18 protein-coding genes are annotated in these 21,322 nt (G+C 71.3%); 8 read left to right on the top strand and 10 right to left on the bottom strand.

Annotated elements, in window-relative coordinates; translation table 11 throughout:
• Positions 1-16 precede the first annotated feature (16 nt).
• Genes N8I84_RS26675 through N8I84_RS26660 form a run of 4 tightly spaced genes read right to left on the bottom strand, consistent with a single transcriptional unit; the run spans position 17 to position 4,491 of the window.
• Entirely contained in the window at positions 17-655 is a 639-nt protein-coding gene (locus N8I84_RS26675) for a GTP-binding protein (protein ID WP_263232025.1), read from the bottom strand.
• Positions 636-1,040: a DUF742 domain-containing protein gene (locus tag N8I84_RS26670; protein ID WP_200419282.1), complete on the bottom strand. Its 405-nt coding sequence runs from the start codon at positions 1,038-1,040 to the stop codon at positions 636-638. The genes N8I84_RS26675 and N8I84_RS26670 overlap by 20 nt, the downstream gene beginning before the upstream one ends.
• Positions 1,037-1,540 (bottom strand): roadblock/LC7 domain-containing protein, encoded by a 504-nt coding sequence (locus tag N8I84_RS26665; protein ID WP_263232024.1) that lies wholly within the window; start codon positions 1,538-1,540, stop codon positions 1,037-1,039. The genes N8I84_RS26670 and N8I84_RS26665 overlap by 4 nt, the downstream gene beginning before the upstream one ends.
• Positions 1,537-4,491: a sensor histidine kinase gene (locus tag N8I84_RS26660; protein WP_263232023.1), complete on the bottom strand. Its 2,955-nt coding sequence runs from the start codon at positions 4,489-4,491 to the stop codon at positions 1,537-1,539. Before N8I84_RS26660 ends, N8I84_RS26665 begins: the two co-directional genes overlap by 4 nt.
• A gap of 373 nt (positions 4,492-4,864) precedes the next feature.
• On the opposite strand from N8I84_RS26660, the gene N8I84_RS26655 reads away from it, so the two are divergent.
• Positions 4,865-5,653, top strand: a complete 789-nt coding sequence (locus N8I84_RS26655) for a protein phosphatase 2C domain-containing protein (RefSeq protein WP_263232022.1) — start codon at positions 4,865-4,867, stop codon at positions 5,651-5,653.
• Between the two features lie 68 nt (positions 5,654-5,721).
• Here N8I84_RS26655 and N8I84_RS26650 read toward each other — a convergent pair whose 3' ends face one another.
• From N8I84_RS26650 to N8I84_RS26640, 3 genes are all read right to left on the bottom strand, one after another.
• A complete protein-coding gene (locus N8I84_RS26650) occupies positions 5,722-6,234 on the bottom strand; it encodes a MarR family winged helix-turn-helix transcriptional regulator (RefSeq protein ID WP_390898948.1) in 513 nt (170 codons plus the stop codon).
• 169 nt (positions 6,235-6,403) lie between these two features.
• Positions 6,404-8,821 carry an endopeptidase La gene (gene lon, locus N8I84_RS26645; RefSeq protein ID WP_263232021.1) on the bottom strand — a complete coding sequence of 806 codons (2,418 nt, stop codon included), beginning with the start codon at positions 8,819-8,821 and terminating at the stop codon, positions 6,404-6,406.
• Positions 8,822-9,075: 254 nt separating this feature from the next.
• Positions 9,076-9,729, bottom strand: coding sequence for a rhomboid-like protein (locus tag N8I84_RS26640; RefSeq protein WP_313884289.1), 654 nt, complete (start codon positions 9,727-9,729; stop codon positions 9,076-9,078).
• 358 nt (positions 9,730-10,087) lie between these two features.
• Here N8I84_RS26640 and N8I84_RS26635 point away from each other — a divergent pair, with 358 nt between their 5' ends.
• From N8I84_RS26635 to N8I84_RS26605, 7 genes are all read left to right on the top strand, one after another.
• A complete protein-coding gene (locus N8I84_RS26635; protein ID WP_263232020.1) occupies positions 10,088-10,774 on the top strand; it encodes a spermine/spermidine synthase domain-containing protein in 687 nt (228 codons plus the stop codon).
• Positions 10,775-10,886: 112 nt separating this feature from the next.
• Positions 10,887-11,624, top strand: coding sequence for a response regulator transcription factor (locus tag N8I84_RS26630; protein ID WP_103839275.1), 738 nt, complete (start codon positions 10,887-10,889; stop codon positions 11,622-11,624).
• Positions 11,621-12,730: a HAMP domain-containing sensor histidine kinase gene (locus tag N8I84_RS26625; protein WP_200419275.1), complete on the top strand. Its 1,110-nt coding sequence runs from the start codon at positions 11,621-11,623 to the stop codon at positions 12,728-12,730. The genes N8I84_RS26630 and N8I84_RS26625 overlap by 4 nt, the downstream gene beginning before the upstream one ends.
• Positions 12,731-13,012: 282 nt before the next feature.
• Positions 13,013-16,861: a multifunctional oxoglutarate decarboxylase/oxoglutarate dehydrogenase thiamine pyrophosphate-binding subunit/dihydrolipoyllysine-residue succinyltransferase subunit gene (locus N8I84_RS26620; RefSeq protein WP_263232019.1), complete on the top strand. Its 3,849-nt coding sequence runs from the start codon at positions 13,013-13,015 to the stop codon at positions 16,859-16,861.
• A gap of 193 nt (positions 16,862-17,054) precedes the next feature.
• The gene (locus N8I84_RS26615; RefSeq protein WP_200419274.1) at positions 17,055-17,234 is read left to right on the top strand and encodes a DUF6104 family protein; all 180 of its coding nucleotides are present in this window, start codon (positions 17,055-17,057) and stop codon (positions 17,232-17,234) included.
• A gap of 227 nt (positions 17,235-17,461) precedes the next feature.
• The gene (locus tag N8I84_RS26610) at positions 17,462-18,349 is read left to right on the top strand and encodes a DUF4097 family beta strand repeat-containing protein (RefSeq protein WP_263232018.1); all 888 of its coding nucleotides are present in this window, start codon (positions 17,462-17,464) and stop codon (positions 18,347-18,349) included.
• A 1-nt stretch (position 18,350) separates the two neighbouring features.
• Entirely contained in the window at positions 18,351-19,391 is a 1,041-nt protein-coding gene (locus N8I84_RS26605; RefSeq protein ID WP_263232017.1) for a PadR family transcriptional regulator, read from the top strand.
• 38 nt (positions 19,392-19,429) lie between these two features.
• Here the strand turns inward: N8I84_RS26605 and N8I84_RS26600 are convergent, their stop codons facing one another.
• The 3 genes from N8I84_RS26600 to N8I84_RS26590 all read right to left on the bottom strand — a co-directional run bounded on the left by N8I84_RS26600 (position 19,430) and on the right by N8I84_RS26590 (position 21,300).
• Entirely contained in the window at positions 19,430-19,996 is a 567-nt protein-coding gene (locus N8I84_RS26600) for a Clp protease N-terminal domain-containing protein (RefSeq protein WP_263232016.1), read from the bottom strand.
• On the bottom strand, positions 19,996-20,205 hold the full coding sequence (locus N8I84_RS26595) for a helix-turn-helix domain-containing protein (RefSeq protein WP_263232015.1): 210 nt from the start codon (positions 20,203-20,205) through the stop codon (positions 19,996-19,998). The genes N8I84_RS26600 and N8I84_RS26595 overlap by 1 nt, the downstream gene beginning before the upstream one ends.
• Positions 20,206-20,334: 129 nt before the next feature.
• Positions 20,335-21,300 (bottom strand): zinc-binding dehydrogenase, encoded by a 966-nt coding sequence (locus N8I84_RS26590; RefSeq protein WP_263232014.1) that lies wholly within the window; start codon positions 21,298-21,300, stop codon positions 20,335-20,337.
• Positions 21,301-21,322 lie beyond the last annotated feature (22 nt).

The raw sequence follows: 21,322 nt of genomic DNA, 5'->3' as shown, positions 1-21,322 counted from the left end.
GCTCACTGCCGGGGGACTACTCGGGGGTGACGTCCAGCGCGTGGCCCACCAGGACCAGGAGGGTCTCGATCACCGAGATCCGGCGGCGCGCGTCCATGATCATGACAGGTATGTGTGCGGGAATGGTGAGGGCCTCGCGCACATCCTCGGGTTCGAACCGCTCGCTGCCGTCGAAGTGGTTGACGGCGACCATGTACGGCAGGCCGCTGCTCTCGAAGTAGTCGAGCGCCGGGAAGCAGTCCGCGAGCCGGCGGGTGTCGGCCATGACGACCGCCCCGATCGCGCCGCGCACCAGGTCGTCCCACATGAACCAGAACCGCTGCTGGCCCGGCGTGCCGAAGAGGTACAGCACCAGGTCGTCGTCGAGCGTGATGCGGCCGAAGTCCATGGCCACGGTGGTGGTGAGCTTGTCCGGGGTGCCGGTGAGGTCGTCGGTCTCCTCACTGGCCTCGGTCATCAGCGCCTCGGTCTGCAGGGGCGTGATCTCCGAGACGGCGCTCACCAGGGTGGTCTTGCCGACGCCGAAGCCGCCCGCCACCACGATCTTCGTGGCTATCGGAGCGCGCGTACGGTCCGTCTGCCAGGCCTTCAGTTCCTCGTCCGGCTCGACGAGTCGGTCGACGCCCGGGGCGGCGTCAGAGACGACGGAGTCCACTCAGCACCCTTTCCAGCAGAGCGCGGTCCGGCTGTCCCGTGCCGTGACCGGTTCCGTACACACGGATCTTTCCCTGGTCCGCGAGGTCGCTCAGGAGCACGCGGACCACCCCGAGCGGCATCTTCAGCAGTGCCGCGATCTCCGCCACCGTGCGCATACGGCGGCACAGTTCGACGATGGCCCGCATCTCCGGCATCACGCGGGTGGACAGTGAACCATTCGTCAGTTCCCGCCGCTCCTCGGGGGCGTCCAGCGCGGCGACGAAGGTCTCGACGAGCAGGACGTGGCCGAAGCGGGTGCGGCCCCCGGTCAGGGAGTAGGGGCGTACGCGGGCGGGTTTGCGCTCGCCGCCGCGGACGGGAAGTTTCTTCTGTGTGCCGCTCATCGGGCGCTCCCTGCCGACTCGGCCTCGAGGGACCTGCGCAGCTCGCTGCGGAGTTCGGGGGTCAGGACGTGTCCGGCGCGACCCACGAAGAGCGCCATGTGGTACGCCACCACGCTCATGTCGCAGTCCGCGGAGCCGTGCACGCCGAGCAGCGAGCCGTCGCTGATGGACATGACGAACAGGCTGCCCTCGTCCATCGCGACCATCGTGTGCTTGACCCGGCCGGCGTCCATCAGCTTGGCGGCGCCGATGGTGAGGCTGCCGATGCCGGAGACGATCGTGGCGAGGTCGGCGGCGGACCCCTTGGGGCCGCTGGGCCTTGCGTCACGGCCCGCGCGGGCTTCCGCAACGCGGCCCGGGTCGGACGAGAGCAGGAGCAGGCCGTCGGAGGAGACCACCGCGACCGACAGGATGCCGGGCACCTCCTCCACCAGGTTGGTCAGCAGCCAGTGCAGGTTGCGGGCTTCACTGCTCAGTCCGAAGGTACTGGACGCGGTCAACTGCTTGCCTCCTCGACTGTGCCCCCCGATGATTCAACGTCCTGTGCGGTGCCGGGTGTCGCGTGCTGAGGTGGAGCCGTGGGCCGGTGCCCGGGTGCCTTGGTCTCCCCCGTCCGCTCGGCGATCTCCGCCTCGACGTGGCGGAAGCCCTCCTTGGCTCCCCGGTGGAACCCGCCGAGCCTGCGGCGCAGCGCCTCGGCGTCCACACCGCCGGCACGCGGCCGTGGGGCCGGAGCGGGCGTGGAGATCTTGGGGGTGCGCTTGGGGAGCCCCTTGGCGGTGAGCCGGGGGGTCTCGGGCTCCTGAGGCTCCTCGGGCTCCTGGGGCCCCGCGGGCTCCTGAGGTGCCTCCGGCGCGGGCGGCTCGGTGGCCGTGGTGCGGGGCGCCTGCGCGGCGGGCCCCGGCTCGCCCTCGTCCACGGTGCGCTCGTGGCTCTCCGGACCGATGGCATAGGGGTCGGCGGACGCCTGGGCGGGGATGTCGGCGGTCGGGCCGGGCTCCTGCGCCCGGGGCGACGGCTCCACGCGGGGCGATGGAAGGAACAGCTCCATCGTGGTCTCGGGACCGAACTCGGGCTCGGCGGCGGGCTCCGGGGCGGCGGGCTCGCGTACTGGTTCGGCGCGCGTGGCGTCCCAGTCGTCCCGTACGGATTCCTCTCCGTGGGCGGGCTCCTGCCGCTGCTCGCTCTCCTCCCGCTCCCGTACGGCCTCCTCCGCCGCCGCGATCAGGGGGTCCTCGTCGCCCTCGGGCCTCCCCGGCGCGAGCCGCGCACGACCGCTGAGGACGTTGGAGTTGACCTCCGCGTCCGCGCCGGGCAGCGAGAAGGAGTGCGCGCCCCCGGCCACCGGGGCCCCGGCGGGTACGGCCGCGGCCGGCGCCTGGACGAGCAGCGGCTTCGGCAGGACCACGACGGCCGCGATGCCGCCCTGCTTCTGCTCCCGCAACTGCACCCGCACGCCGTGCCGGTGGGCGAGGCGGGCCACCACGTACAGGCCGAGCCCGAGGCCCTCGCCGCTCTCCTGGTCGTAGGAGTCCTCCGGGTCGAAGTCGGCGAGCCGGGCGTTGAGCCGGCTCAACCGGTCGGCGGCCATGCCGATGCCCTCGTCCTGCACGGAGAGCATCACCTCGCCGCTCTCCAGGAGCCAGCCGGAGATTTCGACGGGGACGTCGGGCGGCGAGAAGGAGGTGGCGTTCTCCAGGAGTTCGGCGACCAGGTGCGACAGGTCGTCGGCGGCGAACCCGGCGACGTGCGCGTGCGGGGGCAGCGCGGCGATACGGACGCGCTCGTAGCGCTCGATCTCGCTGACCGCGGCGCGCACCACGTCGACGAGCGGCACCGGTCCGGCGTGCTGCTGGACGTGCTCGGCGCCGGCCAGGACGAGGAGGTTCTCGCTGTGGCGGCGCATGACCGTGGCGAAGTGGTCGAGCTTGAACAGCGTGGACAGCCGCTCCGGGTCCTGCTCCCGCTCCTCCAGGCCCTCGATGACGGTCAGCTGGCGCTCGACCAGGCCGAGGGTGCGCAGGGCGAGGTTGACGAAGGTGGAGTGGATGCTGTGGCGAACCTGCTGCAGGTGGGCAGCGGCCTGGGCGAGTTCGGCGCGCAGCCTCTCGCGCTCGTCGGCCATGGTCTGCCGCTGGCCGACGAGGTGCCTGCGGTCGGCCTCCAGGGTCGAAAGGCGCTCCTGGAGGGCGACCGCGTGCGCGTGCAGGGCGTTGACGGAGCGGACGACCTGCGCGAACTCGTCGTTGCGGCCCGTGAACTTCACCGGCTCCTCGCCGGCCGGGTCGGCGGCCACGCGCGCGGTGCCCAGGCGGAGCACGGCGAGCGGGCGGGTGAGACTGCGGGCCATGGCCATGGCGATGCCGACGGCTGCCAGCAGGATGGCGCCGAGGACGGCGATGCGGATCTCCAGCGCCGTGACGTCGTCGTCGCGCAGCCGGGCGAGGTCCTTGCTGCGGGCCTCGTAGAGGGAGGACTCGACGCCGCGCATGAGGTCGACGCGGGCGGAGAGGGCGGCGTCGACCTTCTTGGTGCTCAGGCCGAGGTCGCTGTCGGAGAGGGTGGGCTGGTCGGTGAGGGAGGCGAGGTACTTCTCGGCGGAGGAGACCTCGGGGCCGGTCACCGTGGAGTCGTAGGAGGACTTGGCCGCGGCGGGCGCGGTGTCGCGGAAGCCGGCGATCGCCGCGTCGGAGCGGACGGCGGCCTGCTGGGCGGCGGCGGTGAGCGCGTCGCGCTGCTTGGTGTCGGCGGCCGAGGAGGTGTTGACGGTGGTCGGCAGTCCGGTGACCGGGCTGATGACGGTCCGGGTGGTGCTCGGGATGTTCAGGGCCGCGAGGAGCAGCCCGCGGGCGGCGGCGGCCTGCTGCACGGCGGTGTCGAGCTCGGCGAGGGAGTGGGCGCCGGAGCCGGCGCGCGGCGGCATCCGATCGGCCAGCTGCTCGGCGAGCGCGTGCAGCTCGGTGATGGCGGCGGAGTACGCCTGATGCGCCTGGAGAGCGGTGCTCTTCCCGGTGAGCGCTGCTCGCCGCACCGCGGCCACGTCGTCGAGGTCCCTGCGCAGGCCGACGGAGAGGTCCGGGTTGGCGCGCAGGTCCTCGATCTCCCGGTCGACACGGGCCTGCTGCTGCTCTGCGGGCGCCTTCGACCCGGGGCGCCCGGCGGCCACGTACGAGGTGACCTCGTCCCGTTCGTCGGCCAGCGAGTGGGCGAGGACGAGCGCGTCCTGGGTCTGCTCGGCGAGCGTGACCAGGTTCTGGGAGTCGTGCAACTGCCCGGAGGCGGCGACGACGCTCGGCGCCCCGGCCCCGGCGATGGCGGCGGCGACCACGGCGACGGCGACGATCAGCCGGTTGCGCACATGGGCGGCGCGGCCGTGGCCCGCGGACTCGGACGAGGCCCCCTGCGCGGGGGCCGTCTGCTTGCCTGTGCTCCGAGGCCGCGTCTTCTGCACCGGTGCTCGCACTTCCTCACTCGTGTACCCATGGGCCCGGGGTGACGTTCCGTCAACGGGAATGCCGACCCGGTACGACGGCTTCCGACCCTCCCAGTGCCGGTGGGCAGAGGTCTCGCTTCGCCTGACCCGCCACCCGAAGGAGTGAACATCGGTGGGGAGTTGGCGGGCAAGTTCCTCTGGCGCGTGCGGAGGCCTTGCGCGGTGGGCCGGTTGGACGTCGGCGGCGCACTTTGGCAATATTCGCCACCACGCTCCACCGGAAGCGATTATTCCGTACCAAACCAGGCGGCTGACCTGCGCGCTCGCATCGATTCGGCGACCGTTGACGGCCTTTCGTGGACCTTGTGAAGGCCTCGTGCAGACTGGCTGGATGCGTATTGAGCTGACGTCCGAACCCGGCGATGCGACTCACCCGAACGAGGACTTCGCCGCGCTCGCGCTTCCGGCTTCAGGACAGGGCGGGGCGCTGGTCGTCCTGGACGGGGTGACCCCGCCGGCCGGCGACGACGGCTGTCTGCATTCCGTCTCCTGGTTCTGCGCGCGCCTGGGCGGCCTGCTGACCGAACTGTCCGTTTCCCACCGGGATCTGACACTGTCGGAGATCCTCGCGGAGGCCGTTCTCCGCACCGCCGACACCCATGGCTCCACTTGTGACCTTTCTCACCCGCGGACGCCCCAGGCGACCGTGGTCCTCGCCCGCTGGTCCGAGGCAGCGGTGGAGTACCTCGTGCTGTCGGACTCGGCGCTCCTCGTCGAGGCCCCCGACGGCACGGTCACCGTCCTCCTGGACGACCGCCTCGCCCGCCTCCCGCGCGCGGCGCTGGCCACGGACGCGCTGGTGGACGCGAGGGTCCGCAACAAGGAGGGCGGCTTCTTCACGGCGGCCGCGGACCCCTCGGTCGCGGCCCGAGCGGTCACCGGGGAACTGCCGCGCGGGCGGGTGCGCGCCCTGGTGGGCCTGACGGACGGGGCGACGCGCTGGACGGAGAAGTTCCGCCAGGGCGACTGGACGGATCTGTTCGCAGTCGTCCGCAAGGAGGGAGCGGCGGCGCTGGTGGAGCGCGTACGGGCACTGGAGAGCGCCGACCGTGCGGAACGGGCGTACCTCGGCCGCAGCAAGACGCACGACGACGCGACGGTGGTGTACGTGGAGCCGTAGGGCTCCCGCCATGGCGAGTTCCCGCCCCGTAGGGCCGTCGCCCTGGTCGGGCTCCTGCCACCGTACGGCTACTGCTTGTCCATGCCCAGGTTCAACTGGTGCAGGAGCCGAGCCAGTTCAGCCACCTCGCGCGGGTCCCAGTGGGCGAGCTGGCGCACATAGCGGGCGCGGCGGGCCTCGCGGACGTGGCCGACACGCCGGTGGCCCTCCTCCGTGAGATGCACGAGCCAGGCACGGCCGTCGGCCGGGTCGGGCTCCCGGGCGACCAGACCCAGCTCCTCCAGGGCGCGCAGCTGGCGGGACATCGTGGCCTTGCCGACACCGATGTAGGCGGCGAGTTCCGTGGCGCGCTGGCGGCCGCTCTCGTCCAGCCGTACGAGGAGCCCGTACGCGGCGGACTCCAGGTCCGGGTGGACCTCCCGGGCCATCTGTCCGGCGTTGGCGCGGGCGCGCCGCAGGAACACGGTCAGCTCGCGCTCGAGCGCCAGGAACTCCTGGTTCGCGCCACCGGACCGGTCCGCGCCCTCCGCCGACGCGCCGGGGTCCACCGGACGCCGCTCGCCGTTTCCGTCCTCGTGCACGTCAGTCACCTGATCCGGTATCCCGTTCCTCGAAAGTCTCCGCCGAAGGTCGCCGTCGCCGCAGCTCCGTCAGTATTTCGCAGGCGTAGACCAACGGCAGCACCGGTCCATGGCGAAGGCCCGGGCCTCCCTCACGAAACCCGGGCCTTCCCTCATCCGGCGGCGTCCGTCACGCCGCCACCGGAACCTCCGGCGTCGCGTCGCTTGTGGCGGGCGCGAGCGCCAGCTCCAGGACCTGGCGGACGTCCGTGACGGCGTGGACGTCGAGCTTGTCCAGCACCTCCGCCGGGACGTCGTCCAGGTCGGGCTCGTTGCGCTTGGGGATGATCACCGTGGTGACCCCCGCCCGGTGCGCGGCGAGCAGCTTCTGCTTCACCCCGCCGATCGGCAGGACCCGGCCGGTCAGCGAGACCTCACCGGTCATCGCCACGTCCGTACGGACCAACCGGCCCGACAGCAGCGAGGCCAGCGCGGTCGTCATCGTGATGCCCGCGCTCGGGCCGTCCTTGGGGACCGCGCCCGCCGGGAAGTGGATGTGCACGCCCCGGTCCTTCAGGTCGCCGACGGGCAGTTCCAGTTCGGCGCCGTGGGAGCGCAGGAAGCTCAGCGCGATCTGCGCGGACTCCTTCATCACGTCGCCGAGCTGACCGGTCAGGGTCAGGCCCGCCGCGCCCGTCTCCGGGTCGGCCAGCGACGCCTCGACGTAGAGGACGTCCCCGCCCGCGCCGGTGACCGCGAGGCCGGTCGCCACACCGGGGACCGCGGTGCGCCGCTCGGCCGGGTCCTGAGCGGACTCGGGCACGTGGTGCGGGCGCCCCAGCAGCCCGCGCAGGTCCTCGTCCCGGACGGTGAACGGCAGCTCCCGCTCGCCGAGTTCGTGCTGTGCCGTGACCTTGCGCAGCAGCCGCGCGATGGACCGCTCCAGGGTGCGCACGCCCGCCTCGCGGGTGTACTCGCCGGCGAGCTTGCGCAGCGCGGCCTCGTCGATCGTGACCTCGTCCTTGTTCAGGCCGGCCCGCTCCAGCTGGCGCGGGAGCAGGTGGTCACGGGCGATGACGACCTTCTCGTCCTCGGTGTAGCCGTCCAGGCGGACGATGTCCATGCGGTCGGCGAGCGCCTCCGGGATGGCCTCCAGGACGTTCGCCGTGGCGAGGAACACCACGTCCGACAGGTCGAGTTCGACCTCCAGGTAGTGGTCGCGGAAGGTGTGGTTCTGCGCCGGGTCCAGTACCTCGAGCAAGGCCGCGGCCGGGTCGCCGCGGAAGTCGGAGCCGACCTTGTCGATCTCGTCCAGCAGGACGACCGGGTTCATGGAACCGGCCTCCTTGATGGCGCGCACGATACGGCCGGGCAGGGCGCCGACGTACGTACGGCGGTGGCCGCGGACCTCGGCCTCGTCGCGGACGCCGCCGAGGGCGACGCGGACGAACTTGCGGCCCATGGCGTGCGCGACGGACTCGCCGAGGCTGGTCTTGCCGACGCCGGGCGGGCCGACGAGCGCCAGCACGGCGCCGCCGCGGCGGCCGCCCACGACGCCGAGGCCCCGGTCGGCGCGCCGCTTGCGCACCGCGAGGTACTCGGTGATGCGCTCCTTCACGTCCTCCAGCCCCGCGTGCTCGGCGTCCAGGACGGCCCTGGCGCCGCGGATGTCGTACGCGTCCTCGGTGCGCTCGTTCCAGGGCATCTCGAGCACGGTGTCGAGCCAGGTGCGGATCCAGGAGCCCTCGGGGGACTGGTCGCTGGTGCGCTCGAGCTTGTCGACCTCCTTGAGGGCGGCCTCACGGACCTTCTCGGGCAGGTCGGCGGCCTCCACGCGGGCGCGGTAGTCGTCGGACTCCTCACCCCCCTGGGTGTCGCCGCCCAGCTCGCGCAGCTCCTTGCGGACGGCTTCCAGCTGGCGGCGCAGCAGGAACTCGCGCTGCTGCTTGTCGACGCCCTCCTGGACGTCCTTGGCGATGGACTCGGCGACCTCCTGCTCGGCGAGGTGGTCGCGGAGCTGCTGGGTGGCGAGCTTCAGCCGGGCCACCGGGTCGGTGGTCTCCAGGAGTTCCACCTTCTGCTCGGTGGTGAGGAAGGGCGAGTAGCCCGAGTTGTCGGCGAGCGCGGATACGTCGTCGATGGCCTGGACGCGGTCGACGACCTGCCAGGCGCCGCGCTTCTTCAGCCAGCTGGCGGCGAGGGCCTTGTACTCCTTGACGAGTTCGGCGACGTGGCCGGGCAGCGGGTCGGGAACCGTCTCGTCGATGCGTGTTCCCTCGACCCAGAGCGCCGCGCCGGGCCCGGTGGTGCCCGCACCGATCTTCACCCGTCCCAGGCCGCGGATGAGGGCGCCCGGGTCGCCGTCCGCGAGCCGGCCGACCTGCTCGACGCTGCCGAGGACACCGGTGGCGGCGTAGGTGCCGTCGATGCGTGGAACGAGCAGGACCCTGGGCTTTCCGGGCTCGGAACGGGCGGCCGCCTGGGCGGCCTCCACCGCCGCGCGCACCTCGGAGTCGCTCAGGTCCAGCGGGACCACCATGCCGGGCAGCACAACCTCGCCGTCGAGCGGCAGCACAGGCAGGGTGAGCGGTGTGGACGTCGAAGCCATGATCTCCCCTTCGGCAGTCAAGTTGAGCTGTGCAGACTCAATGCACGAGAGGATTCGATTGTTCCCCGACCCTTGTTCGCTCTCGGCGATCAGTCGGTGCGAGTACCGTGACCAGCGGCGGAGCGACTCGGGGGCAGATCCCGCAGAGGGCGGGACGCATCACCGCGAGCGGCCGGGCGGCTTTCGCGGGCGGCACCTCCGACCGTGCTGCGTGGGTGGCTTCCGGCAGCGGAACCGCGGGGCGGAGGCCGGAGTCACCGAGCCGGCGCCGGGGTGACCTCGGCTCCGGTCCGGGCCCAGCGCCGTACCAGCGGCCAGGTCGCGATGCCGACCGCCAGCGCCATCAGATGGCCCCAGTCGCTCAGCGGATCCGTGAACTCGGCCAGGTCCTGGAGGAGTAGCGCGGCGAACACGATCAGCACGGTCCAGCGCAGCCACGGCCGCAGCAATCCCGTCAGCGCGCCCACGCTCGCCGCCACGCCGAAACTGATGCCGTAGTCGAGGCGGTGCAGCGAACTGTCCGGCAGATGGCCCGCCAGGACCGCGAGGCCGACCGGGACCTCGGTGCCCAGCGTCGCGAGAACATGCCCGAGCAGGAAGACGACGGCCGTGCGGGCACCGCCTATCCGCCGCTCCAGCGCCGTCAGCACGACCAGGAAGACGAGCGTGTAGTACGACATCATCCCGCCCGCGATCCACAGCGCGCTGGTCAGCAGCACCACCGCCGGACTGCGCATCAGATGCGCGACGTCCGTGCTGGATCCCTGATACAGGGCGATCACCAGCGACGGGTCGGCGAACTGGGCGAACAGTGAGGTCACCAGCAACACGGCGGCGTAGCCGAAAGTGAACGGCGCCCGCGTGGGGCTCGGCAGCAGCGATGCCAGGCGCGGTGCCGTCCACGGCACCGGGAGCGCAGCCGGGGCGCGACGGCGGCGGCGCCGTGCGCTGACGCGGCATGCCGTCCAGAAGCGGCGCGCCCGTCTCGGGGGGCGTGAGCGTGGCGTCAGCCGCCGAGACCGTACGTTCCAAGGTGCGGCGCTCCTTCCGTCGCGCTCCACCCTTCGCGCCGCGCCGGTCGCTGTCTATGACCGACGCCACCCGAGACGCGATTCATAGCAACTTCCCAGCTGTTTCCGGCGTCCGGGGTGACCGCGGACGGGCGTCGGCGGCATCGGTGGTCCGTTCGACCACTGCGGGAAAGGCCGTTCGACCGCCGGAGAAAATCCGTCGTCCCCCGCCCCGCCGGTCACCAGAATGTGGTCCATGCCTCATCCGTACGACACCGACGAGACCCCGGTGGTCCTGGACCGTCGTGAGGGACCGCACGGCGAGGTCGTGTTGCGGCGCCACGGCGAGCTGCTGCAGATCATCTCCAACGGCTGCTTCCTGATGGACACCTCCGACGGGCGCTCGGAACGGCTGCTGGTGCAGGCAGCGTCCGACGCCCTGGACGGCCGCCCGGACCCGAGCGTGCTGATCGGCGGACTCGGCGTCGGTTTCTCGCTCGCGCACGCCGCAGCCGACCCCCGCTGGGGTCGCATCACCGTCGTCGAACGCGAACGGGCCGTCATCGACTGGCACCTCGACGGGCCCCTGTCCGCGCTGTCCGCCGACGCGCTCGCCGATCCGCGCACCCGCATCGTGGAGGCCGACCTCGTCGCCCACGTCAATGAGACATCGGACACGTACGACGCCCTCTGCCTGGACATCGACAACGGCCCCGCGTGGACCGTCACGGACGACAACGGCAGCCTCTACTCGACGTCCGGACTCACAAGCTGCGCAAGGGTGTTGAAACCCGGCGGTGTGCTCGCGGTGTGGTCGGCCGAGCCCTCTCCGGAATTTGAAGGAACCCTTAGGAATGCCGGGTTCCGGCAGGTGCGTACCGAAGAGGTGCCCGTTGCCCGGGGCGTTCCCGACGTCGTGCACCTCGCGATCGGACCTGGATAGCCGACCGGCGGTAACTCCCCGTACGCTGCTTCCCTGACGCCGATCATTCAAGCGTCAAACGCAGTCATGGGATCACCCCACGGATTCCGGAAAGCAACCCCAGGGGCGGGCGATGGAGCAGACACATACCTCCCACAACGGCACGACGGCGACCCCGGGCGCTCAGCGGCGCGTCCTGGTGGTCGAGGACGACCAGACGATCGTCGACGCCATCGCCACCCGTCTGCGCGCGGAGGGATTCCTCGTGCAAACGGCAGGTGACGGTCCGGCGGCGGTCGACACGGCGGAGGCCTGGCAGCCCGACCTGCTGATCCTCGACATCATGCTGCCGGGCTTCGACGGCCTGGAGGTCTGCCGGCGCGTGCAGGCCCAGCGCCCGGTGCCGGTGCTGATGCTCACCGCGCGCGACGACGAGACCGACATGCTGGTCGGGCTCGGTGTCGGCGCCGACGACTACATGACCAAGCCGTTCTCGATGCGGGAGCTGGCGGCGCGCGTGCACGTGCTGCTGCGGCGGGTGGAGCGGGCCGCGCTGGCCGCCGCGACCCCGCGCACCGGCATACTGCGCCTCGGCGAACTGGAGATCGACCATGCGCAGCGCCGGGTGCGGGTGCGCAGCGAGGACGTCCACCTGACGCCCACCGAGTTCGATCTCCTGGTGTGCCTGGCCAACACGCCGCGCGCCGTGCTCTCCCGTGAGCAGCTGCTCGCCGAGGTGTGGGACTGGGCGGACGCCTCCGGCACCCGCACCGTCGACAGCCACATCAAGGCGCTGCGGCGGAAGATCGGAGCGGAGCGCATCCGGACGGTGCACGGCGTGGGCTACGCCCTGGAGACCCCGACGCCATGAGCGACGGGCGGTCGGCCGCGCGGAGGAGCCCCGGGCAGCCCTGGGGCGGCGTACGTCCGTTCTCGATCAAGACCAAGCTGGGCGCGCTGGTCGTCATCTCGGTGTTCATCACCACGGGCCTGCTGATGATCGCGGTGCGCACCGCCACCGAGCTGCGGTTCATCACGGTGTTCTCGATGATCGCCACCCTGCTGATCACGCAGTTCGTGGCGCACTCGCTCACCGCCCCGCTGGACGAGATGAACGCGGTGGCCCGGTCCATCTCGCACGGCGACTACAGCCGTCGCGTGCGTGACAACCGCCGGGACGAGCTGGGCGACCTGGCCCAGACGATCAACCTGATGGCCGACGAGCTGGAGGCCCAGGACAGCCAGCGCAAGGAGCTGGTGGCGAACGTCTCGCACGAGCTGCGCACCCCCATCGCGGGCCTGCGCGCGGTGCTGGAGAACATCGTCGACGGGGTCACCGAGGCCGACCCGGAGACCATGCGCACGGCGCTGAAGCAGACCGAGCGCCTCGGCCGCCTGGTGGAGACGCTGCTGGACCTCTCCCGCCTGGACAACGGCGTCGTTCCGCTGAAGAAACGTCGCTTCGAGGTGTGGCCGTACCTCTCGGGCGTCCTCAAGGAGGCCCAGATGGTGTCCTCCGCGCGCGCGGGCATCGCCTCGGGCTCCGGCACCCACACCCGTACGGACGTCCATCTGCACCTCGACGTCTCCCCGCCGGAGCTGACCGCGCACGCGGACCCGGAGCGGATCCACCAGGTCGTCGCCAACCTGATCGACAACGCGGTCAAGCACAGCCCGCCGCACGGCCGCGTCACGGTGAAGGCCCGGCGCGGACCCGCCCCGGACTCCCTGGAGCTGGAGGTGCTGGACGAGGGTCCCGGCATCCCCCAGTCGGAGTGGCACCGGGTCTTCGAGCGATTCAACCGCGGCGCCGTGAACCGGCCGCACGGGCCCGGCAGCGACGGCGGCACGGGCCTCGGCCTGGCGATCGCCCGCTGGGCGGTGGATCTGCACGGTGGCCGGATCGGTGTGGCCGAATCCCCGCGCGGCTGCCGGATCCAGGTCACCCTTCCAGGAGAGCCATCTCTGCCAAGTTGACGTAAAGTTCGAAGCGGAGCAACAAGATCCACGTCTGTCCGCGCAGCCGGATACGTGTGATCAGGCAGAGGCCCGCGTACTCCCCGCGCCGGGCCCGGGTCGTCGCACCCGTCCACAACCGGAACCACGCTTGTTTCCCGCCATTTCAACCCCTGAAACGCACTTTCTGATGTGACTTACGCGACGATGAACCGGCCCGACCTGACCTTCACGGTCTTGGAGGCGTAGCCTTTATTCCCGCTGTCCAATCACCTTGTGAAGCGGAAGAGGGCGGTTGCCGCCGTGTCGCCACAGTCCCCGAGTAACCCGAGCGTCTCGACCGACGACCAAGCCGGGAGGAATCCCGCTGCTGCGTTCGGTCCCAACGAGTGGCTCGTCGACGAGATCTATCAGCAGTACCTCCAGGACCCGAATTCGGTAGACCGTGCCTGGTGGGACTTCTTCGCCGACTACAAGCCCGGGGCCGCCGCCGCTGCCGCCTCGGCTCCGGCGGGTACCGCGGCCGCGGGGGCCGCGGAGACCACCACGGCGCCCCAGGCAGCGCAGGCCCCGCAGGCGGCAGCGCCCGCGGCCCCCGCCGCACCGCAGGCCCCGGCCGCCGCCGCTCCGCAGCCCGCCGCCGCACCGGCCCCGACCCCGGCGAAGCCCGCCCCGGCGGCCGCCGCACCGGCTCCGGCCAAGCCCGCCGCACCCGCCGCCGCGAAGCCCGCCGCGGCCCCCGCCCAGCCCAAGAAGGACGAGCCCGTGTCCGAGGCCCCCGCCGGCCCCGAACTGGTGACGCTGCGCGGCCCCGCCGCCGCCGTCGCGAAGAACATGAACGCCTCCCTGGAGATCCCCACGGCCACGTCCGTGCGCGCGGTCCCGGTGAAGCTGCTCTTCGACAACCGCATCGTCATCAACAACCACCTCAAGCGCGCCCGCGGCGGGAAGATCTCCTTCACGCACCTCATCGGCTACGCGATGGTCCAGGCCATCAAGGCGATGCCGTCGATGAACTGGTCGTTCGCGCAGAAGGACGGCAAGCCCACCCTCGTCAAGCCGGACCACGTCAACCTGGGCCTCGCCATCGACCTGGTCAAGCCCAACGGCGACCGCCAGCTCGTCGTCGCGGCGATCAAGAAGGCCGAGACGCTGAACTTCTTCGAGTTCTGGCAGGCCTACGAGGACATCGTCCGCCGCGCCCGCGACGGCAAGCTGACGATGGACGACTTCACCGGCGTCACCGTCTCCCTCACCAACCCCGGCGGCCTCGGCACGGTCCACTCGGTGCCGCGCCTGATGCCCGGCCAGTCGGTGATCATGGGCGTCGGTTCCATGGACTACCCCGCGGAGTTCCAGGGCACCTCCCAGGACACCCTGAACAAGCTCGGCGTCTCCAAGGTCATGACGCTCACGTCGACCTACGACCACCGGGTGATCCAGGGCGCCGCCTCCGGCGAGTTCCTCCGCCAGGTCGCGAACCTGCTGCTGGGCGAGAACCGCTTCTACGACGAGATCTTCGAGGCCCTGCGCATCCCCTACGAGCCGGTCCGCTGGCTCAAGGACATCGACGCCAGCCACGACGACGACGTCACCAAGGCCGCCCGCGTCTTCGAGCTGATCCACTCCTACCGGGTCCGCGGCCACGTCATGGCCGACACCGACCCGCTGGAGTACCAGCAGCGCAAGCACCCCGACCTGGACATCACCGAGCACGGCCTCACCCTGTGGGACCTGGAGCGCGAGTTCGCCGTCGGCGGCTTCGCCGGCAAGTCGATGATGAAGCTGCGGGACATCCTCGGCGTGCTCCGCGACTCGTACTGCCGCACCACCGGCATCGAGTACATGCACATCCAGGACCCCAAGCAGCGCAAGTGGATCCAGGACCGCGTGGAGCGCGCGCACTCCAAGCCGGAGCGCGAGGAGCAGCTGCGCATCCTGCGCCGGCTGAACGCCGCGGAGGCCTTCGAGACCTTCCTGCAGACGAAGTACGTCGGCCAGAAGCGCTTCTCCCTCGAGGGCGGCGAGTCCGTCATCCCGCTGCTCGACGCGGTGATCGACTCCGCTGCCGAGTCCCGCCTGGACGAGGTCGTCATCGGCATGGCCCACCGCGGCCGCCTGAACGTGCTGGCGAACATCGTCGGCAAGTCGTACGCACAGATCTTCCGCGAGTTCGAGGGCAACCTCGACCCGAAGTCGATGCACGGCTCCGGCGACGTGAAGTACCACCTGGGCGCCGAGGGCACCTTCACGGGCCTGGACGGCGAGCAGATCAAGGTCTCGCTGGCCGCGAACCCGTCCCATCTGGAGACGGTCGACCCGGTCATCGAAGGCATCACCCGGGCCAAGCAGGACATCATCAACAAGGGCGGTACGGACTTCACGGTCCTGCCGGTGGCGATCCACGGCGACGCGGCCTTCGCGGGCCAGGGCGTGGTGGCCGAGACCCTGAACATGTCGCAGCTGCGCGGCTACCGCACCGGCGGCACGGTCCACATCGTCATCAACAACCAGGTCGGCTTCACCGCGGCCCCCGAGTCCTCGCGCTCCTCCATGTACGCGACGGACGTGGCCCGCATGATCGAGGCCCCGATCTTCCACGTGAACGGCGACGACCCGGAGGCGGTCGTGCGCGTGGCGCGGCTCGCCTTCGAGTTCCGCCAGGCGTTCAACAAGGACGTGGTGATCGACCTCATCTGCTACCGCCGCCGCGGTCACAACGAGTCGGACAACCCGGCCTTCACCCAGCCGCTGATGTACGACCTGATCGACAAGAAGCGCTCGGTGCGCAAGCTGTACACCGAGTCCCTGATCGGTCGCGGCGACATCACCCTGGAAGAGGCCGAGCAGGCGCTGCAGGACTACCAGGGCCAGCTGGAGAAGGTCTTCACGGAGGTCCGCGAGGCCACGACCGCCCAGCCGAGCGTCGGCCCGGTGTCGGACCCGCAGGCGGAGTTCCCGGTCGCCGTGAACACCGCGATCTCCACCGAGGTCGTGAAGCGCATCGCCGAGTCCCAGGTCAACATCCCGGATTCCTTCCACGTGCACCCGCGTCTGCTGCCGCAGCTGCAGCGCCGGGCGGCGATGGTCGAGGACGGCACGATCGACTGGGGCATGGGCGAGACCCTCGCGGTCGGCTCCCTCCTCCTGGAGGGCACCCCGGTCCGCCTGTCCGGCCAGGACTCCCAGCGGGGCACCTTCGGCCAGCGCCACGCGGTCCTCATCGACCGCCAGACGGGCGAGGAGTACACCCCGCTCCAGTACCTCGCCGAGGACCAGGCGCGCTACAACGTCTACAACTCCCTTCTGTCCGAGTACGCGGTCATGGGCTTCGAGTACGGCTACTCGCTGGCCCGCCCCGACGCGCTCGTGATGTGGGAGGCGCAGTTCGGCGACTTCGTCAACGGCGCGCAGACGGTGGTCGACGAGTACATCTCGGCGGCGGAGCAGAAGTGGGGCCAGACGAGCGGTGTCGTCCTGCTGCTCCCCCACGGCTACGAGGGTCAGGGCCCGGACCACTCCTCGGCCCGCGTCGAGCGGTTCCTCCAGCTCTGTGCCCAGAACAACATGACGGTCGCCATGCCGACCCTCCCGTCGAACTACTTCCACCTCCTGCGCTGGCAGGTGCACAACCCGCACCACAAGCCGCTGGTGGTCTTCACCCCGAAGTCGATGCTGCGTCTGAAGGCCGCCGCGTCGAAGACGGAGGAGTTCACGTCGGGTCAGTTCCGCCCGGTCATCGGCGATTCGACGGTGGACGCCGCTGCCGTCCGCAAGGTCGTCTTCGTGGCCGGCAAGCTGTACTACGACCTGGAGGCCGAGCGCACCAAGCGCGGCATCACGGACACCGCGATCATCCGCCTCGAGCGCCTGTACCCGCTGCCGGGTGCGGAGCTCCAGGAGGAGATCAAGAAGTACCCGAACGCCGAGAAGTACCTCTGGGCCCAGGAGGAGCCGGCGAACCAGGGCGCCTGGCCGTTCATCGCCCTGAACCTGATCGACCACCTGGACCTGGCGGTCGGCGCGGACATCCCGGCCGGCGAGCGCCTGCGCCGCATCTCCCGCCCGCACTCGTCGTCCCCGGCGGTGGGTTCGGCGAAGCGGCACCAGGCGGAGCAGGAGCAGCTGGTGCGTGAGGTGTTCGAGGCGTAGGTCTCACGGCACCGCGAGGGGCCCGGTCCCGAGTTCCGGCTCGGGACCGGGCCCCTTCGCGTTGCGGGTAGCCCCCCCCACGCGCACGTGGAGGCGGGCCCGGGCAGGAGAGCGGTGCGTGCAGTGATCCGGTGCTGCCACGCGGCTTAACCTGGAGTTGTACGTCCGGCCCAGCGCCTTCAGGAGAGCATCCGTGTACTTCACCGACCGTGGCATCGAGGAACTGGAGAAGCGGCGCGGCGAGGAGGAGATCACCTTCGAGTGGCTCGCCGAGCAGCTCCGCACGTTCGTCGACCTCAACCCGGACTTTGAGGTGCCGGTGGAACGGCTGGCGACCTGGCTGGCACGGCTGGACGACGAGGAAGACGAGTAGGCGGCATCGTCGGGTGGGGCGCCCCGTGGACGGGGGCGCCCCACCGTTGTGCGTGAGCGATCACCGGAACGAGTGTCTTGACTTCCCGTGTCCGCGATATATCGTGAATGGCGAAGACGCGATATGCCGCGTCCGTCGACGTGTGGCGAGCGTGTGCGGCGTGCGAGCCTGCCGAGGCGACCGCCCGTCGCCCGCCCGAGCCCGCACCGGCCGAGGAGGTCAGCACCATGCCCGAGTGGTCCGTCGCAGAGCCGAGGAAGCTCACCTTCGACGACCCGGTGACCGCACTCCACGTGCGCATCGTCAACGGAACGGTGAACGTCGTGGGCACCGACGAGGGTTCCGCACGGCTGGAGGTCTCACAGGTCGAGGGCCCCTCCCTGACGGTGACACAGAAGGACGGCACCCTCACCGTGGCCTACGACGACCTGCCCTGGAAGGGCTTCCTCAAGTGGCTCGACCCCAAGGGCTGGCGTCGCAGCGCGGTGGTCTCCCTCGCCGTCCCGGCGTCCACTCGCGTGGAGGTGGGCGTGGTCGGAGCCGACGCCCTGGTCTCCGGGATCGACGGCGGCGCCGACGTCAAGAGCGTCACGGGCGCGACGACCCTGGTCGGCGTCTCCGGCCCGGTCCGCGCCACCACGGTGTCGGGAAACGTGGAGGCCCAGGGCGTCACCGGCGAGTTGCGGCTCAACTCCGTCTCCGGCGACCTGACCGTCATCGAGGGCGCGTGCCCGTCCGTGAAGGCCGACTCCGTCAGCGGTTCGATCATCCTGGACCTCGATCCCACGAGCGGTCCCACCGAAGCGCGTCTGACGAACGTCTCGGGCGAGATCGCCATCCGTCTCCCTCACCCGGCCGACGCCGAGGTGGAGGCGAACACCGCGAGCGGCACGGTGTCCAACGCCTTCGACGACCTGCGCGTCACCGGGCAGTGGGGCGCGAAGAAGATCACGGGCCGCCTGGGCGGGGGCAACGGCCGACTGAAGGCGACCACGGTCTCCGGCTCCATCGCCCTGCTGCGCCGCCCACCCGCCGAGGACGAGCCCTGGGGCGCGCCGCCCGCCGATGCCTCCCCCGGCACGACCGGCGGCCCTACCGAGCGGAAGGGGCTCTGACATGCCTCCCGTCTTCGCCCATGGACGCCTGCGGCTGTACCTGCTGAAGCTTCTCGACGAGGCACCACGCCACGGATACGAGGTGATCCGGCTGCTGGAGGAGCGCTTCCAGGGGCTGTACGCACCGTCCGCCGGCACCGTCTACCCCCGGCTGGCCAAGCTGGAGGCCGAGGGCCTGGTCACGCACACCACCGAGGGCGGCCGCAAGGTGTACGCGATCACGGACGCGGGCCGCGCCGAACTGGCCGACCGCAGCGGTGAACTGGCCGACCTGGAGCTGGAGATCCGCGAGTCGGTCGCCGAGCTGGCCGCCGAGATCCAGGCGGACGTCCGGGGGGCGGCGGGTGACCTGCGCCGCGAGATGCGGGCCGCGGTCTCCGAGGCGCGCCGGGGCACCAAGGAGCACGCGGGTGCCTTCGGGGCGTACGGCGACCAGTCGGAGAAGGAGGCCTGGCGCGCCGCCCGGGAGGAGATGCGCCGCGTCAAGCAGGAGTGGAAGGAGCAGGCCCGGCGCGCCAAGGACGAGAGCCGACGGGCCCGTGAGGAGGCCCAGAGGGCACGCCGCCAGGCCAAGGAGGCGCAGGAGCGGGCTCGCGCCCAGGCGCAGGAGGAGCTGCAGCGCATGGCGCGACGGGTGCAGGAGCAGGTCCAGGACCACTTCGCGCGGGGCGACTGGCCGACGGGCGTACGGGAGGGCCTGGCCGAACTGGCCAAGGAGTTCGGCGAGTTCGGCCAGGACTTCGGCAAGGACTTCGGCTTCGGGCGCCCGGGGGCCGCGGGCGCGTCCAAGACGGCGGAGCAGCCCGAGTACGCGACGACCCCGGAGGACTTCCCGGGTGCGTACGAACCGTCCTGGGCGCACGAGGACTTCCCGGGCGACCCGGCCCGCGCCCTCGACCGGCTCCTGGACCGCTTCCGTGACGACATCCGCGACGCGGCCCGGGATCACGGGGTGACGGAGGAGCAGTTGCGCGACGCCCGCCGGCACCTGTCGACGGCGGCGGCACACATCGGGGCGACGCTGCGGTCGCGGAAGGGGTAAAGCTCCTCACGACCGGCCGACGTCACCCGGCGGCAGGCTCACCCCGCCTTCGCCCGGCCGCTGCCGCCCCACAGCAGGTCCTCCACGGCCGCGAAGGTCGCTCCATGGTCGGCGAGGACCTCGGAGGGGACGCCGGGGCGGGCGGTCAGGGCAAGGAGCAGGTGCTCGTCGCCGATGTGCCGGTCGCCGTGAGCGACGGCGGCGCGCAGGGATCGGGTGAGTACGTCCTTGGCGCCCCGGGTGAACGGGCGGCGCCCGGACCGCCGTACGGCCCCTGCGTGGGTCCCGGCCAGCGCGCCCTGTCCGTGGGCCTCCTCGACCCTGGAGACGATCTCGGTGAGGTCGATGCCGAGCCCGGCGAGAGCGTCCGCGTCGGCGCGGGTGAGCCCGCCGCGACGGCGGGCCTCGGCGAGGTCCCGTTCGACCACGTCGCGCCGCCCGGTCAGCCCGAGCGCCGTCAGGGCGAACGCGGCACGGCCGGCCTCCCTCTCGAGGAGCGCGAGCAGCAGGTGGGCTTCGTCGACGCGTTGCTCACCGGCGCGTTCGCAGTGCGCGACGGCGCCGATGACCACCGCGCGGGCGTCCTGGGTGAACCTCTCGAACATCACTGCCTCCCGTACTTCTTGTGCACGGCCTGCCTGCTGATTCCGAGTTCCGCGGCGATCTCCTGCCACGACCAGCCCTGGTTGCGTGCGCTGCGCACCTGAACCGCCTCCAGCTGCTCCAGCAGCCTGCGCAGCGCGGCGACGGCTCGCAGCCCCACTCGCGGATCGCGGTCGCCAGCACGCTCGGCGAGATCCGTTGCTTCGGTCATGATGTCAACATAGGTTGACACGCCAAGGCTTGTCAACCCTGGTTGACAAGCCGGTCACGGAAACGCCATGGCGGGCTCGGGAAGAATCCCGAGCCCGCCATGGGCACGTGGCGGAATGCGCCGTCGCCGTCAGTCGGCGGTCAGCACGATCTTCCCGAACTGGTCTCCGGCTTCCAGACGTTCGAAGCCCTCGCGGGCCCGGTCGAGCGGAAGCACCTCGTCGATGACGGGGCGTACGCCGGTGGCGGCGCAGAAGGAGAGCAGGTCCTCCAGTTCGTCCTTGGAGCCCATGGTGGAGCCGACGACCTTCAGTTCGAGGAAGAAGATGCGGGTGAGTTCGGCGTGGGAGGGCCGGTCACCACTGGTGGCACCCGAGATGACGAGGGTGCCCCCGGGACGCAGGGACTTGACCGAGTGGGACCAGGTGGCGGCACCGACGGTCTCGATGACGGCGTCCACCCGCTGTGGCAGCCGCGCCCCGGACTCCAGGGCCTCCACGGCGCCCAGTTCCACGGCCCGCTTGCGCTTGGCCTCGTCCCGGCTGGTGGCGAAGACCCTGAGGCCGGCCGCCTTGCCGAGCACGATCGCGGCGGTCGCGACACCGCCGCCCGCACCCTGGACGAGGACGGAGTCACCGGGGCGGACTCCGGCGTTGGTGAACAGCATGCGGTAGGCCGTCAGCCAGGCGGTGGGGAGGCAGGCGGCCTCCTCGAAGGAGAGTTCCCCGGGCTTGGGAAGGAGGTTCCAGGTCGGCACGGAGACCTGTTCGGCGAACGTGCCCTGGTAGCGCTCGGTGAGGATGGAGCGCGGCTCGTCGGGGCCGACGCCATGGCCGGTCTGTCCGATGACGGAGTGGAGTACGACCTCGTTGCCGTCCTCGTCGACGCCGGCCGCGTCGCAGCCGAGGATCATGGGGAGCTTGTCCTCGGAGAGCCCGACGCCCCTGAGGGACCAGAGGTCGTGATGGTTGAGGGAGGCGGCCTTGACGGTCACGGTCGTCCAGCCGGGCCTCCGCTCGGGGGCCGGGCGCTCTCCCAACTCAAGGCCGGAGAGGGGGTTGTCGCGGTCGATACGGGCGGCGTAGGCAGCGAACATGACCTTGAGATTAGGCTCCGCG

This window comes from Streptomyces cynarae (genome assembly GCF_025642135.1).
Lineage (GTDB): Bacteria > Actinomycetota > Actinomycetes > Streptomycetales > Streptomycetaceae > Streptomyces > Streptomyces cynarae.
This window is presented reverse-complemented; position numbering and strand designations above follow the sequence as displayed.